The organism is Pseudomonas sp. m6p (assembly GCF_055760375.1).
Genome location: NZ_CM147084.1, coordinates 4,135,119 through 4,150,214, shown reverse-complemented (window position 1 = coordinate 4,150,214; position 15,096 = coordinate 4,135,119). Strand labels below are relative to the sequence as shown.

Genomic DNA, 15,096 nt, shown 5'->3' with positions numbered 1-15,096 from the left:
ACAAAGGGTTCGGGGGTGGGTCAGTCGTGTCGGTATAAAACTGGTCATCTTAGATTCGTTAATTTCTATTTCTTACAAAGAATTCTCTGGACTGCAGTGACTGCCTTATCGAGTACGGCCTCCTCACTCAGGTCGGTTGTATCGATCCTTGTCCAGTTCACCAGACCACATCGCTCATAACTGGATCGAACTCGATTCTGGTACTCAATAAAGCCCTTCCGGCGATCTTCATTAGCGCCGTCATAGGCACCGCTTTCACTCAGCCGAAACGTTACCTTTCTCTTTGCTGCCAGAATCGGATCAACATCTAAAAAAATCACGTGATCGGGCTTTCTAATCGTTGAGAATAGCGCCAATGCCTGGTCCGCCAAATCATCATTTTTAAGCAAGAAGCGCGCTAAATATTTGTGGTGCCAACCGTCAGCGATACAACTTATGCCAGAGTTAGTCAAGGGTGTTACAGCTGCATGATCCGTGGCTTGAAACCATGCAGTTATCAAACTCATCCAGTGTTTGTCACCTAATTGTTCAAGTGGAGCGTTGTCCGGATAATCCCATAAAACTTCACGTAGCCGAGACATATGAAACTCTGTATAGCCTGTAGGCACTGGAGGACGATTTTTGTCTATAAAGTGTAATGCAGAATGGGACTCAAGAATTCTGTCATATGTTGCTCGCGCAACCGTTGATTTTCCTGCGCCATCGGTACCTTCGAATGCGATAAATGCTCCTTTATCCAAAGAATAATTCATGCAAAACCTCCTAGGTAAGCTTCAGTATCCAAAGAGTTTCTTCCACTTCCTTCTATTAACGGTCTAAAGCCCTCTCGTTGATAAATTTCTGACATTTTTTTTCCGAGTGTATTTAGAAAGTCGACGGAAGGACGCGCTTTCGTCGAGTAGTGTGAGCCGGCGTCGGGGTGGAATACTGCAACCGCAGGCACCACTCCCATATTTCCGAAATACTCGATGCCTTCAATGATTGACTCTAAAGGTTCCATGCCAGCAACAAAGCCCGCGTAGACGTTTCCATGACCTAAAACCTCGACAGCAGCTTCAAACGCAGAAAGGAAGCGTGGTCTTGTATAATCCTGTGACTTTCCAGGGCAAACTTCAGAAAACAGATCTGCGTTGAATACTTCCAAGCTCATGGATAGTTTGTGGCCCAGTCCTTTGAAGCGCTCAAAAAGCCGGAAATCCTTGGGTGGCATCGAAATTAAGTGGTAATCCAGATTGCTCGCAGTGTTTCTTTCTTTTACTCGTTTCATTAGGTCTAAATGCATTAAGTAACCTTTATCATAGTTTGGGATCGTGCCGCCGTTAAACAAAACTCTCTTGTAACGTCCACTCTCCACCTTGGTAGCTATCTCTACGGCTTCTCCTGCTAAATCACCTTTGATACGCATTTTGTGGTCGGAAAAATTTTCTCTGGCTGCACCAAGAGAGCAAAATTTACATTCGCGACCATTGTTGAAGTAATAGCAATGACCTGGTGAAAATATCCCAAGGGTGGAGTTTCCATATACGGTTAAATGCGTTTCGAATAATTCACCGTTGCTTAATTGGGTTCCATAGGATATCGGTCTGGAAGGAAATGTAATTTTTATGGTTTTGCTTCCATGCTTTAATGCTGGATGTCCTTGTGCTAAAACGATTTGATATGGTGAGCTAGGGTTGTAATTAGCGGCCGTGATAATTTGTCCGTCGAGAATCATTTCCTGAGGCGTGTGGATGCTTGATTCAAGTATTGCACTGTCACCTGTGCCATATGCTCGTCTTTTCTCAATATGCTTCGTTTGGTTCTGAAAATACTCCAGGAATTCTTTGGAGAAATTAATGCCATTGGATAATAGTTTAAGTTTTAGGTTGACTGTTTCGAATAACATGATTTGCCTCCAGTTCCATGAGTTATAGGAGTAATCGTATAAGTTCTTTTGTGGATAAGGCTATTAATGTTCCATTGTCTGATACGGATGTTGCTGAAGGTGGGGAGCTAGTTCTGATACCGCCTTTGTCGTCGAATAACGCACCACCCGCTTCTCTGAGTACCAACTCTGCTGCGGCAATATCACAACTTCGTTCGTGTCCAGGTGGGCCTACATCAATAAAAGCATCAAGAACCCCGGCAGCAATAAGACAGATTTCCAATGAAGAACAGGAATAAATTCGGACTTTTGCCGCTGACCATATGATGTTTTCAATTCTGGATCTTTCCTGAACGTCTCGGGGGCGATGGAAAGAAACCCTCATTTCTTCTAAAGAGTGGGTGGTGCGTGTCCTAAGCCTTTTCACGATTATTGAGGATTGCAGATACGCTCCCTCGTTTAATGCTGCCGTGTACACCAGGTCTCTTGATATGTCATACACCCAGCCAAATATATATGCACCATTGTAATAAAGCGCCACACTCGATGTGTAGCCAAGGAAGCCTAGAGTTGCATTGTGCGTACCGTCTAATGGGTCTATAAGAAGTGAGTATTCCTCTATTTTTTCGAGGGCGTTAAAGCTGGCGCTTTCCTCCGAGTATATTGCGATTTTAAAACTGATAGTTGATAGGCACTTAGATAATATGTTTTGGCAATCTAAATCTGATTGTGTTTGAGCGTTGTTCCATTGATTTTGTGATGTATCGTAGTCAGGTAAGCATGCGAGCGTCCCGGCCCAATAGCGACGTAGTTGCTTTCTGGCTTCGTAGAGGCATTCTTCCAGTTCGGAAACGTGTTCGTCCTTGAATAAAGGTCTCATATCGAATTCTCAGCTATAAGTTGTGTATGCCAGGTTTCTCTATTGAGACGTGATGCGTAGAGTCTTACTTCAAATAATTTTCCTCCATAAACTGCATAGTCCGCGCTCATGAATGCGCTAAAGGTTTTTGGGAAAAGCGCGAGGGTTTTAATGTCAGCGTCATAACCTAGTTTTTTTCTAATCATGTTAGCCGCTTGTCTAAGGCTTCCTCCTGTATATGACTTATCTATAATCAACCATGGCTCATTCGTAATTTCACTATGAGGGAATATATCCAGAAACTCACTATCGCGAGTCAATAGGCTTGCATCGTTTTGTCGATGAATTTCAGAAAAGAATATTTTTTTGTCTCCAGTTGCCGCGAGATAGCCAAGAGCAAGAGGTAGGCCGGCTGATAACAAAAAAAGTTTGTTCTTTGATAGTGTTTTTATTTTATGCCAAATTGGGTGGTCTTCGTAAATGTATCTGGTATTCAAGGTAAGGCAATTGTCCCAGTGCTCATGCGATATGTAAGCGCTGTAGAATGCGCAGAATCGGTTGTGAAAGTTAATGGTGTTGTCGTTAGTGTTTATGAGTAATCTGTTTTTCGAGATGCCACGTATTGTTGGGTGTGTGGTTGCTGGTTGTTTTTGTTTGGCTGATGTAGGCAGGATTTTATTAATTAACTGAGTTTTAAACTCAAACAGCTTCTGCTTGCATGGGCCAGAAATGGCTATTTCCGGCGTCAGGCCATCGCCTAGTATTTTTCGTATGCCTTTAAGTTTTGATTGATCAATGGCAGAGTTTATTTGGTGCCAGGTTTTAACTATCTGTAAATCAGACATGCAATTAAAGGCAGGTTCAAGATTGCTTAGGTCGCAAATCATCACTTCAGGGTGGCGTAGTTCGAACAAGGTTCGTTGAAGATGGCAGCCACTGTGTATCGCATTACGGTAAACGTAATAGTCGTTCGTTTGTAATCCGCTCAATGTTCGCCAGGCATGATATTCGCTAATTATCGTCGTTAATGTTAAGTTTTGATTTTTCGTATCGGTTAGTAAGGAGGTCTGTATCATTGTTGGAACCTCGAAAAACTAAGTTAGTAAAGGTCATGGCAATTTTGGGCGACATAGGTTTTCTTTAGTGCTGGTTTTTGCATGATGTAGGGTATGCCTTAATCTCCAGGATAGAAGCAACATCAGAGTAAATGAACATGCTACTAAAGCTATAAATACGGAGTGAACGGTATGTTCGTACAGCGATAATAGGGTTGCTGAAGAAAGCACACCAAAAACGTTTAGTGTCAGTATTGTCATTACAGTGGGGGTCCAAAGATCATTCATGCCTCTCAAAGTCAATCTTGTGACAACATAAATGAACTCAAATATCAAGAAAGGTATTGAGATGATAATGTTTTTTTCTATAAGTATCCTTGTTGCTGTATCGGATGTGTAGATTAGAGAAATATTTTCATTTAACAAAAAACACGCGGTTAGGATTGGAGTTAGTATGAATAGTCCAAGCCGGATTGCCTGGCTGTGAGTTTTTGAAATTGCTTCGAAGTCCTTTGTTTTGTAGTGGCGCGCTGTCATTATTCCTGCCGCATTTCCTATTCCGATAGAAATCATATAGATGATACTGGCTGCATGAATAGAAGCTTGGTATGCAGAAAGGCTAATGTCATTTATATGTTTTGATAACAGGGAGAGCAAAAGGAATAGGAGGCTTTCACTACCAAAGCACAGTGCCATAGGAAGTCCACAAATCATGTACTTTATATAGTCATCTTTTGATAATTTTTTGCGTGCTGAAAAATTATTTAAGTGTTTTTGTATTGTGATTCTGAAAAATGCTAGCGCCGCGAATGAGAATAAATAACGCAGGCAAACGTACGTGATAATGAAATCGGATAAATTTATATCTGTGTCTATATTTGTGTATGCGATACATGTTAATGCGAGAGCACTGTTCAGTAGCCATGTGAAAGTGAGTTCGTATTGCGTTTTTCTAATGCCGTTATAGAAGTTGAAAATGGTAATCTGGAGGTATACGGCAGGTATTGAGATTGAAAGTGTTAAAAGGGCTTTAAAGTCGTCAGGGCTGCCGGGTTTTGTTTCTATTTTTGATGAGAGTTTACCTATTAGAAATATTATGCATAAAATTATCAATCCAAGAAAAATTGCGAGATTGAAGGATGCGGCTATTTCTGACTTGATTTTGTCTGTGTTTAAATCGGTCGCTCCTGCTATGGTTATTAGCATGTTGGAAAAAAATCCGATGCCGACAACTGTCATAAAAGATAATGACGCTAAGGCGAATGATGCGGCACTCAGCGAGTCGACAATGTAATGGCCGATAAAGGAGAAGAAAATCAGTGATCCAATCATATCTCCCAATCTGGAAAATATTAGCGGTACAGATAGTCTTAGGATTTCCATACAATGGACCGTTTGTGTCATTCCAAGAGGGCTAACTGTAAAGGTTCAATCCCATTCTTTAAGTAAGGTTGTTAGGCGTGGGGTTTGGGAAGCAGCAAAGTATTTTTTTCTGAAATAGTACTCGCACATTGAAATTTTATGTTTGGTTTGTTTGCGCTCTTTGAACTCATTATTTAGTGCGGCAAGAGAAGTTTTTGTCGTTGGGTAGATGTCTTTTGTTTTTAGCAGGTCCTCAATTGCTAGGAATACCAAGTCTATGTAGTCCAGTATCTCTTGAATATAAGATCTGCATTCCGTTTCTGTAGTTGCTCCTTGCCTAGCCAAAGCAAAGAATTTGTTTTTGATGGTTTCGTATCCTTCAACTCGATACATGTTTGAGTATACCCACTTATAGTGCTTGTTCGAAGTGCCAGTGAGGTATGTGAAACTCATGGATGTTTTTAGCATCATGTCTCTGGCTATCTCACAGCCCATCCAGAGATTTCCTGACTGCCAACACCCTTGAATATCCTGAAACGCATAAAAGACGGGAAGTTTCTCACGATGTGCAATGTAGATGTGCTTGTCCAAAGGAATTCTTGATTTTATAGATTTGAATCTTTCTTCGTTTGTAATGGCATGTCCGATAATAGAACGATGAATGATGTTGTTTTCTGTGTTTGTTAGTATTGGTTCATATAGGAAGCGCTGGTCAGAAATTACCTCAGTAAACGCTTTGTCGATTTTTTTATATATGTCTTGAATTTCCGAGAAGGTGATGTAGTCAGCGTCAATGTGGATGCTGGAGTCTCCATAGAAGTCGGTTGTGTTGTGGACTTCTTCGTTTTTCGTGATGTGGCGATAATTTTCATTTGTGACAAACGCGTGTTCGATATCCTTAATGCTTTTTGCTGTAGGGCGTTGTTCGCATAGAATGATGCAGTCGATGTCGGAGTGAATTGTTCCTATGCCATCTATTAGAGAGCCAGAAATAATCAGAATGCTTGTTGGTTCTAAAAAAGCTTTCTCTAAAAGATAATTTTTTGGTATGGAAATTCTTCCATCCAATATAATTATTTCATTGCTGGTGATTTTTGATTTTGACGTCTTAATTAGAATGTTTGTCACGCGATGCTCCCCGGGGGTGTCGAGTGCTGCTGTGCTTTAAGTGTCAGCCTTCATGTCAGAGTCCGTTTTCAACAATGGCAAATCTATTGAGTAATTAATAAATTGACTCATGGCTAGAACCTAGAGTGTTTGACAGTAAGACGTCAATATCCAAGGTGAAAATCAGAATTTACTTACAGGGTTTTATTGGTTTTAAATGATTTGGGATTGCTCGTGGGATAACTCTTACAGGATGATTATTTAGTCCTGTAAGAGAATATGAGATATTTTTTCAGTAAAGGGTGTCGATTACCCGCTTCGGTGCTTCGCGATCGTACGTCTCGGCATCGAACTGCCCATCATTCAAACGCTTGTGAAACGCGCCCGCCGAGGGCAGTGCCGAGCGCGGCAGGTGAGTCTCGGGGTTCCACGCATCTGAACGCACAAACGCTTTCGAACAATGGAAAAACGCCGCCTCCACCGTCACCAGCAGCACCGTTTTTGCCGGTTTGCCGTTCACCGCAAAGCTTTCCAGCAGTTCGGGATCGGCGCTGATGGTCGCGGTGCCGTTGACCCGCAAGGTCTCGCCGATCCCCGGAATGATGAACAGCAGCGACACCCGTGGATCCTGCAGCACATTGCGCAAGGTATCGATGCGGTTGTTGCCCGGGCGATCCGGCAGGGCCAGGGTGTTCTGGTCGATGATCCGGACAAATCCCGGCGCATCACCCCGCGGCGAATTATCGAGGCCGTCGGCGCCCACCGAGCTGACGATCACCAGCGGCGAAACCCGCACCATCGCCTGATAATCTTCGTTGAGAAAACCGATCTGCTTGCGCACCGCACGCTCGTGGGGCAGGCCGTAAACAGCTTCCAGTGCTTCGATTGAATCGATCATCGTGCATCCCTCGATGATTTAGAAAAACAGCCCCATGCGCCGCTCGTAACCGATCCGGCCCTTGTACGCTTCGCCGCTGTCGACGAAACCGTGTTTGGCGTACAGCGCGATCGCCGCGTCGTTATCGGCATCCACCGACAGTTCCAGCCCTTTGATCTCCGGCCATGCTTCACGCGCGACGTCGGCTAACGCTTGCAGGCAGGCCTTGCCATACCCCTTGCCTTGCACGCGGTGATCGACCTGCAAGGCGTGCAGGGTGGCGCTGTGTTCATCGGCCCAGGCTGGCAACACCGGCGGGCGCTTGAGCAGCAGGAACGCCACCGGCACTTGATCGGCCAGCAGGGCAAAGCCTTTCACGCCGGGGCCGGGTTTGGACAGCAGCGCATGCAGCGCACCGTGAATGTCGCCGGAAAACTTGATCTGCTCGGGATGGATTTCAATCGCCTCGAGCTGCTGACGCTGCAAGGCGTTCAGGCTGTCGTACGGCACGAGTTGGGCTGACACGGGAATTTCCTTTTTCCTACAAAGGTAAGCCTTGGATTCTAGCGATTTTGTCTTTGGCGGAAATTTTTTGTTTCGACTGTCGATCTGCCCGATGGCCGAACGACTAAGGGTGTCTTCACTACAAAAAACACGGAGAACACCATGAGCGCACACACTGAAATCCAGGCCCTGATCAACACTTACCGCGAAGCGGTGATGACCAAGAACGTTGACAAAGTCATGGCGTTGTACGCCGACGACATCGTCTCGTTCGATGCGATCAAGGCCCTGCAATTCAAAGGCAAGGCGGCCTACCGCGCGCACTGGGAAGCCTGCATGGAAATGTGTTCCGGCCCGCACGTTTTCGAGTTTCACGAGATCGCCATCGAGACTGCCGACAACCTCGCTTTCGCCCATTGGGTCACGCATTGCGGGGGTACCAACGACAAGGGCGAAACCCAGAGCTGCTGGATGCGCGCTACCGCGTGTTATCGGCCAGTGGGCGGAACGTGGAAGATTGTCCACGAGCACTGGTCGGCGCCGTTCGATCCGATGAGCGGCAGCACGCTGTTCGATGTGCAGCCCTGATCTTCAGCCATAGTTGATCCGTTCGATTCAGGAGAAAGCCATGAAGTATCTATGCCTGGTCTACAGCGATGAGCGCCTGCTGCACACCTCGCCCGACAGCCCGGAAGACGCCGAGTGCTGGGCCTATGCCGAGTCGATTCAGGGCAGCGGGCGGATGGTTGCCGCCGAAGCGCTGGAGTCGGTGCAGACCGCGACCACGGTGCGCATGCGCAACGGCAAGCTGTCGATTACCGATGGCCCGTTCGCTGAAACCAAGGAGCAACTGGCCGGGTTTTACCTGATCGATGCCAAGGATCTGAACGAAGCGATTCAGGTCGCCGGCCACATTCCGGCGGCCCGGGTCGGTAGCGTTGAAGTGCGTCCGGTGCGGCAGTTGAATGTCTGAAGTCCGGGCGCGGGTCGAGCAGGTCTATCGCGAAGACTCGCGGCGGATTCTGGCGACCCTGATTCGCCTGCTCGGCGATTTCGACCTCGCCGAAGAAGCCTTGCACGAGGCGTTCTTCGTCGCGGTCGAGCGCTGGCAGCGCGACGGTGTGCCGGACAATCCGCGCACCTGGCTGGTGTCCACCGGGCGTTTCAAGGCCATCGATGTGTTGCGCCGCCGCGCCCGCTTCAAGGCCTCGCAGCCGCTGTTGCTGGCGCAGCTCGAAGAACTGGAACAGGCCGACTGGAGTGGCGAAGACGTGGAAGACGACCGCTTGCGGCTGATCTTCACCTGCTGTCACCCGGCCTTGGCGGCGGATGCGCAAGTGCCGCTGACCTTGCGTGAAGTCTGCGACCTGACCACCGAGGAAATCGCCCGCGCGTTTCTTTCGGCCCCGGCGGCGATTGCTCAGCGCATCGTGCGCGCGAAGGCGAAGATTCGCGACGCCAGAATCCCTTATCAAGTGCCGAGCCTGAACGAGTTGCCGGAGCGCCTCGACAGTGTGTTGCGGGTGATTTATCTGGTGTTCAACGAAGGCTATTCGGCATCGATGGGCGCGGAATTGACCCGCGAGGATCTGACCCGTGAGGCGATCCGGCTGGGACGGTTGCTGATGGAATTGCTGCCGGAACCGGAGGTTATGGGGTTGTTGGCATTGATGCTGCTGCACGAGTCGCGACGGTCTGCACGCAGCTCGCCGAGCGGGGAGCTGATTCTGCTGGACGACCAGGACCGCTCGCGCTGGGATGCCGGGTTGATCGCCGAAGGTTGTGCGCTGGTGGAGCGGGCGCTGACTACGCGGCGATTTGGGCCGTATTGCCTGCAAGCGGCGATTGCCGCGGTGCATGCCGAAGCGCCGTCAGCGGCTGAAACGGATTGGCAGCAGATCGTTGGCCTCTACGACGTGCTGTTGCGCGCAGTGCCGTCGCCGGTGATCGAATTGAACCGCGCCGTGGCGGTGGCCAAGCGTGATGGTGCGTTGGCGGGGCTGACGTTGATCGAGGGGATTCTGGATCGCGGCGAGTTGCAGGATTACCACCTGGCGCATTCGGCGCGGGCGGAATTTTGTCGGCAGTTGGGTCGGGTGGAGCAGGCGCGGGCGGCGTATCGGCGAGCACTGGAACTGACCCGGCAAGAGCCGGAGCGGCGGTTTATCGAGGGGCGGCTGAGCGAACTGGATTGATCCGGGGAATTTATTGGCAGTGCCGGCCTCATCGCTGGCAAGCCAGCTCCCACAGTGTCTGCGCCGTACACAAAGTTAATGAACACATCAGTATTTGTGCGCCGTGCACAAAGTTAATGAACACCTCGGTACCTGTGGGAGCTGGCTTGCCAGCGATTGGCGGCGCCGCTATTCCAGCATCTTGCTCAGCAACCAGCTCCCCGCCGGCCCCGGCGGATAGACCCGCGACCACAACGCATCGACATACACCGGCCGTGGCCAGCCACGCACCGTCAGCTCCATCAGCGAGCCATTGCCGAAACGCGCCACCAGCCAGCGTGGCAACGCCGCCCAGCCGAAGCCCATTTCCGCCATCTCCATCAGCATCAGGTAACTGGGCGCCGACCACACCCGACCTTTGGCCCGGCTGTCGTAGGGATTGACGATGGTCGCCAGGCGCAACTCGCGATGCTGCTCCAGCACCTGCTGATCGACAGCTTGGATGCCGGTCAGCACATGATCACGTTTCACGAACAGTGCGATGTCGGTGTGCTCGGCCACGGTCGAGGTCACCAGGTCCGGCGGGTAGCTGTCGCGCATTTCGGCAAATGCCAAGTGCGCGCGGCCACGCTGGACCAGTTCGATCAGGTCGTCGCACTCGGCGATCAGGCATTCCAGTTCCAGGTCCGGATAACGCTGCTCGAAGTCGACCAGCGCCGCTTCGAAGCGCGCCGATTGATAGGTGTCGGAAATCGCCACGGTCAGCTTCGGCTCGACACCTTGGGCCAGTTGCCTGGCGCTCATTGCCATACGATGGGTGGCCGCCAGAATCGCCTCGGCCCGTTGCAGCATCACATGGCCGGCCGGGGTCAGGGTCGGTTTGCGGCTGCTGCGGTCGAACAGCAGCAGATCCAGATCGATTTCCAGGCTGGCCACAGCGGCGCTGATGGTCGACTGACTGCGCCCCAGTTTGCGCGCCGCCGCCGAAAACGAACCCTGAGTGGCCGCTTGCACAAAGGCCAACAGCACTTCCTGCGAAGCCATGAACTATCGCCTTGATCGATGGTTATTGGTTATGAAGTATCGGCGTGAGGGCGGATCATGGCAACCCTCTTCACTCAAGGAGTCAGGCCATGACTGCCAACAAATCCATCACTGAACGTATCTTCCAGGCCATCGGTTTCGAGTGTCTGGCGATCCTGATCTGCACGCCGTTGCTGGCGTGGATCATGGACAAACCACTGCTCGACATGGGCGCGGTGACCGTGCTGATTGCCCTGCTGGCGCTGGCGTGGAACGTGCTGTTCAACGGCTTTTTCGACCGCATGCTCAAGCGCCTGAACATCGCGCACGACGCCTGGACGCGGGTGGTCCATGCGCTGCTGTTTGAGGGCGGATTGATCGTGATGGGCGTGCCGCTGATTGCCTGGTGGTTGTCGGTCAGCCTGTGGCAGGCGTTCTTGCTCGACATCGGCGTTCTGCTGTTTTTCCTGCCGTACACCTATGTGTATCACTGGGGTTATGACGTGCTGCGCGAGCGGTTTGTGCAGCGCAGCGCCTGTCACAGCTAACCCGAACCCTGTAGGAGCTGCCGCAGGCTGCGATCTTTTGACTTTGATTTTTTAAAAACAAGATCAAAAGATCGCAGCCTGCGGCAGCTCCTACAGGGGCGTGTTGGGTTTAAAGGAACATGCCGCCCGATGCTTCGACCCGCTGCCCGTTGATCCACTGCGCACCCGGCGCCAGTAGCATCGACAGTGCGCCACCGATGTCATCCGGTTGCCCGGCGCGTCCCAGTGCGGTGTTGCTGGCGACCATCGCGTTCAACGCTGCGTTGTCGCGCACCGCGCCGCCACCAAAATCAGTCTCGATAGCACCCGGCGCCAGAATATTCACGCCGATCTGCCGCGCCCCCAGCTCCTTGGCCTGATAGCGGGTCAGCACTTCCATCGCGCCTTTCATCGCCGCGTAGGCAGCGTAGCCCGGCAGGCTGAAGCGGGTCAGCCCACTGGAAATGTTGATGATACGCCCGCCGTCATTGATCAGCGGCAGCAGTTGCTGAGTCAGGAAGAACGGCCCTTTGAGCTGGATGTTCATCAGCAGGTCGAACTGTTCCGGAGTGGTTTCGGCGAACGCCGCATGCACGCCAATCCCGGCGTTGTTGATCAGGAAGTCGAAGCGCGGACGATCAAAGTGCTGCAACGCCTGCTCAACCCGCGTGGCGAAATCGGCAAAGCTGTCGCTGCGGCCCACATCCAGTTGCAGCATCACGGCTTTGGCGCCGCGTTGTTCCAGTTCAGCCACCAGCGCCTGGGCTTCATCGGCGCGGCTGTTGTAGGTGCCAATGATGTCCACGCCTTCGGCGGCGAGGTGCAGGGCGGCGTTCTTTCCCAGGCCACGACTGGCGCCGGTGATCAATGCGATTTTGCGGCTCATGTGAAATCCTCGATTGCGGTGAGTGGTGATGAGCAAAGTTTATTTATCCGCCGTGGGGTGATAAACAGGCTGAAACCGGAATCACTGATCGGCTTGGCCGAACAATCAACGGGTGTCCTCATGAACAAACTGGAATTGCTGCGCACCTTCGTCCGAGTCAGCGAACTGTCGAGTTTTACCCTGGCCGGCGAGAGTCTCGGGCTGCCGCGCTCGACGGTGTCCGAGCATGTGCAGGCTCTGGAAAGCCTGCTTGGCACGCGCCTGTTGCAACGCACCACGCGCAAAGTGCAGGCGACGCAGGACGGTCTTGTGTTGTACGAACGCAGCAAGGATCTGCTGTCGCACATGGACGAGATCGAGGGGCTGTTTCGCCAGGATCCAGCGTCGCTGAGCGGGCGGATTCGTGTCGACATGCCGAACATCCTCGCGCGGCGCCTGATCATGCCGCTGCTGCCGGAGTTCATGGCGCGCCATCCGAATCTGGAGCTGGAGATCAGCAGCACCGACCGCCGTGTCGATCTGCTCAGCGAGGGCTTCGATTGCGTGGTGCGCATCGGTGCGCAGCCGGATCAGTCGGTGGTGGCGCGGCACTTGGGCGACTTCCCGATGATCAACTGCGCCAGCCCCGCGTACCTTGAACGCTATGGTGTGCCGCAGACCCTGGAAGATCTGGCGCAGCATCGACTGGTGCATTACGTCGGCGTGCTCGGTTCGCGCTCGGAAGGGTTTGTGTATGAACAGGACGGTCAGGTGCGGCGCCTGCCGATGGCCGGCAGTGTCACGGTCAACAGCACCGATGCCTATGAGTCGGCCTGTCTGGGCGGGTTCGGCCTGATTCAGGTACCGCGCACCGGCATGCAGCCGCACCTGGACACCGGAGAGCTGGTGACGGTGCTGCCGCAGTTCACGGCACCGGCGATGGGCATTTCGATCCTGTACGCACGGCAACGGCATTTGCCGCTGCGGGTGCGGGTGCGGGTGTTCATGGAGTGGTTGGGGGAGGTCATCCGCTCGACGCTCTGACCGACTTCACCTGTAGGAGCTGCGGCACGCTGCGATCTTTTGATTTTGCTTGTAAAAAACAAGATCAAAAGATCGCAGCGTGCCCCCCCCCCCCCCCCCCCCCCCCCCCCCCCCCCCCAGCTCCTACAGAGGATTTGTGGGGATCAGAAGATCTGGGTGAACAGCCAGTACAGGCTGCCCGACAGCAGAATCGCCGCCGGCAAGGTCAGCACCCACGCCATCAGCAGATTGCGGATGGTCTTCATCTGCAAGCCACCGCCATTGGCGACCATGGTCCCGGCCACGCCCGATGACAGCACATGGGTGGTCGAGACCGGTAAACCGAACATGTCCGCCGCGCCAATGGTCAGCATCGCCACGGTTTCCGCCGAGGCGCCCTGGGCGTAGGTCAGGTGAGTCTTGCCGATCTTTTCGCCGACCGTCACCACAATCCGTTTCCAGCCAACCATGGTGCCGAGGCCCAGGGCGATGGCCACGGCGATCTTCACCCACAGTGGAATGAAGCGTGTGGCGTTGTCGATCTGCTGCTTGAACAGCTGCAGTTTGTCCGTGGTGTCGGCGTCGAAGTTGCCGACCTTGTTCTTCTCCATCAAGCGAATGCTTTCGCTGGCCAGGTACATGTCGTTGCGCACGTTGCCCATGGCTTCGGCCGGGACTTTCGACAGCGAACCATAGCCTTTGACCTCTTCGCCAATGTGCCCGGTCAGGGCGGCGAGGGCGGGGATCAGTTGCGGCGTGGCTTGCTTGCTGCGCACGTAATCCGACAGCACCGGACGCGGATCGACCGGGGCTGGCAGCGGGGTGTTTTTCACCAGCGCTTGCTGGGTGACTTCGGCGACAGCGGCAAACTGCAGCGCCTGATCGGCGGGCATGGTGCGGTTCAACGCGTAAGCCATGGGCAGGGTGCCGACCAGAATCAGCATGATCAGGCCCATGCCTTTTTGCCCGTCGTTGGAGCCGTGGGCGAAAGACACACCGGTGCAGGTGGCGATGAGCAAACCGCGAATCCACCACGGTGGCGGGTTGTTGCCTTGCGGCGCCTTGTACAGCGCGCGGTTCTTGATGAAGGCGCGCATGGCCAGCAGCAACAGCGCCGCGCAGCCGAAGCCCACCAGCGGCGACAGCAACAGCGCGTAACCAATTTTGGTTGCCTGCGCCCAGTCCACGCCGCTGGTGCCGTCGCGTCCGTGCATCAGGGCATTGGCGACGCCGACGCCGATGATTGAGCCAATCAGCGTGTGGGAAGAGGAGGCCGGCAGGCCCAGCCACCAGGTGCCGAGGTTCCACAGAATTGCCGCGATCAGCAGGGCAAAGATCATCGCGAAACCGGCGGACGAACCGACCTGCAGAATCAGCTCCACCGGCAGCAGGGCGATGATGCCGAACGCCACCGCGCCGCTGGACAGCAGCACCCCGAGGAAATTGAAGAAGCCTGACCAGACCACCGCCACATTCGGCGGCAGCGAGTGGGTGTAGATCACCGTCGCGACGGCGTTGGCGGTGTCGTGGAAGCCGTTGACGAACTCGAAGCCCAGCGCAATCAGCAACGCCACGCCGAGCAGCAGGAACGGGGTCCAGGTGGTGACGGTGGTGCCCAGCTCATGCATGTCGTGCATCAGGCTGTAAGCGGTGAACAACATGCCCATGGCCAGAACCGCGAAGAACACCACGTAAGTGAACGGACCGGGTTTCTTATCAAGTGCCGGCCGGCCGCCGTGGGCGGACGTGGGGCGGGCGGCGGTCAGGGAGGGAGTAGCCATGAGCGGACAATCCTGAGCGAGGGAAGGTTTGTTCGTCATGATCGTTGCTAAATATTACAGAGAGACTGCGATAGA

General features: G+C 52.7%; 16 protein-coding genes. 5 read left to right on the top strand and 11 right to left on the bottom strand.

Annotated features, from left to right (window positions below):
- Positions 1 to 65: 65 nt before the first annotated feature.
- The 8 genes from ACYZUM_RS18910 to ACYZUM_RS18875 form a co-directional block, all read right to left on the bottom strand.
- Positions 66 to 752, bottom strand: coding sequence for a dTMP kinase (locus ACYZUM_RS18910; protein WP_473061018.1), 687 nt, complete (start codon positions 750 to 752; stop codon positions 66 to 68).
- The gene (locus ACYZUM_RS18905; protein WP_473061017.1) at positions 749 to 1,885 is read right to left on the bottom strand and encodes a radical SAM protein; all 1,137 of its coding nucleotides are present in this window, start codon (positions 1,883 to 1,885) and stop codon (positions 749 to 751) included. Before ACYZUM_RS18905 ends, ACYZUM_RS18910 begins: the two co-directional genes overlap by 4 nt.
- A gap of 22 nt (positions 1,886 to 1,907) precedes the next feature.
- Complete coding sequence (locus ACYZUM_RS18900) at positions 1,908 to 2,744, bottom strand: inositol monophosphatase family protein (RefSeq protein ID WP_473061016.1); 837 nt, start codon at positions 2,742 to 2,744, stop codon at positions 1,908 to 1,910.
- Positions 2,741 to 3,799 carry a hypothetical protein gene (locus tag ACYZUM_RS18895; protein ID WP_473061015.1) on the bottom strand — a complete coding sequence of 353 codons (1,059 nt, stop codon included), beginning with the start codon at positions 3,797 to 3,799 and terminating at the stop codon, positions 2,741 to 2,743. Before ACYZUM_RS18895 ends, ACYZUM_RS18900 begins: the two co-directional genes overlap by 4 nt.
- 33 nt (positions 3,800 to 3,832) lie before the next feature.
- A complete protein-coding gene (locus ACYZUM_RS18890; protein ID WP_473061014.1) occupies positions 3,833 to 5,110 on the bottom strand; it encodes an MATE family efflux transporter in 1,278 nt (425 codons plus the stop codon).
- Positions 5,111 to 5,206: 96 nt separating this feature from the next.
- Positions 5,207 to 6,268, bottom strand: a complete 1,062-nt coding sequence (locus tag ACYZUM_RS18885) for a hypothetical protein (RefSeq protein ID WP_473061013.1) — start codon at positions 6,266 to 6,268, stop codon at positions 5,207 to 5,209.
- A gap of 271 nt (positions 6,269 to 6,539) precedes the next feature.
- The gene (locus ACYZUM_RS18880) at positions 6,540 to 7,145 is read right to left on the bottom strand and encodes a pyridoxamine 5'-phosphate oxidase family protein (protein ID WP_473061012.1); all 606 of its coding nucleotides are present in this window, start codon (positions 7,143 to 7,145) and stop codon (positions 6,540 to 6,542) included.
- A gap of 18 nt (positions 7,146 to 7,163) precedes the next feature.
- Entirely contained in the window at positions 7,164 to 7,649 is a 486-nt protein-coding gene (locus ACYZUM_RS18875) for a GNAT family N-acetyltransferase (protein WP_473061011.1), read from the bottom strand.
- A gap of 141 nt (positions 7,650 to 7,790) precedes the next feature.
- Here ACYZUM_RS18875 and ACYZUM_RS18870 point away from each other — a divergent pair, with 141 nt between their 5' ends.
- From ACYZUM_RS18870 to ACYZUM_RS18860, 3 genes are read left to right on the top strand one after another with little or no spacing between them, the layout of a single operon-like run.
- Positions 7,791 to 8,216: a YybH family protein gene (locus tag ACYZUM_RS18870; RefSeq protein WP_041066426.1), complete on the top strand. Its 426-nt coding sequence runs from the start codon at positions 7,791 to 7,793 to the stop codon at positions 8,214 to 8,216.
- Positions 8,217 to 8,256: 40 nt separating this feature from the next.
- Positions 8,257 to 8,601 (top strand): YciI family protein, encoded by a 345-nt coding sequence (locus ACYZUM_RS18865; protein WP_003227360.1) that lies wholly within the window; start codon positions 8,257 to 8,259, stop codon positions 8,599 to 8,601.
- A complete protein-coding gene (locus tag ACYZUM_RS18860) occupies positions 8,594 to 9,823 on the top strand; it encodes an RNA polymerase sigma factor (protein ID WP_473061010.1) in 1,230 nt (409 codons plus the stop codon). Before ACYZUM_RS18865 ends, ACYZUM_RS18860 begins: the two co-directional genes overlap by 8 nt.
- A gap of 168 nt (positions 9,824 to 9,991) precedes the next feature.
- Here the strand turns inward: ACYZUM_RS18860 and ACYZUM_RS18855 are convergent, their stop codons facing one another.
- Positions 9,992 to 10,846: a LysR family transcriptional regulator gene (locus ACYZUM_RS18855; protein WP_473061009.1), complete on the bottom strand. Its 855-nt coding sequence runs from the start codon at positions 10,844 to 10,846 to the stop codon at positions 9,992 to 9,994.
- Positions 10,847 to 10,935: 89 nt separating this feature from the next.
- Between ACYZUM_RS18855 and ACYZUM_RS18850 the strand changes: the two genes are divergently transcribed.
- A complete protein-coding gene (locus ACYZUM_RS18850; RefSeq protein WP_473061008.1) occupies positions 10,936 to 11,373 on the top strand; it encodes a multidrug/biocide efflux PACE transporter in 438 nt (145 codons plus the stop codon).
- Positions 11,374 to 11,482: 109 nt separating this feature from the next.
- Here the strand turns inward: ACYZUM_RS18850 and ACYZUM_RS18845 are convergent, their stop codons facing one another.
- Complete coding sequence (locus tag ACYZUM_RS18845) at positions 11,483 to 12,238, bottom strand: SDR family NAD(P)-dependent oxidoreductase (protein WP_473061007.1); 756 nt, start codon at positions 12,236 to 12,238, stop codon at positions 11,483 to 11,485.
- A gap of 120 nt (positions 12,239 to 12,358) precedes the next feature.
- Here ACYZUM_RS18845 and ACYZUM_RS18840 point away from each other — a divergent pair, with 120 nt between their 5' ends.
- Positions 12,359 to 13,261, top strand: a complete 903-nt coding sequence (locus ACYZUM_RS18840; RefSeq protein ID WP_473061006.1) for a LysR family transcriptional regulator — start codon at positions 12,359 to 12,361, stop codon at positions 13,259 to 13,261.
- Positions 13,262 to 13,404: 143 nt separating this feature from the next.
- Here the strand turns inward: ACYZUM_RS18840 and ACYZUM_RS18835 are convergent, their stop codons facing one another.
- Positions 13,405 to 15,021, bottom strand: coding sequence for an inorganic phosphate transporter (locus ACYZUM_RS18835; RefSeq protein ID WP_047295902.1), 1,617 nt, complete (start codon positions 15,019 to 15,021; stop codon positions 13,405 to 13,407).
- Positions 15,022 to 15,096: the final 75 nt, after the last annotated feature.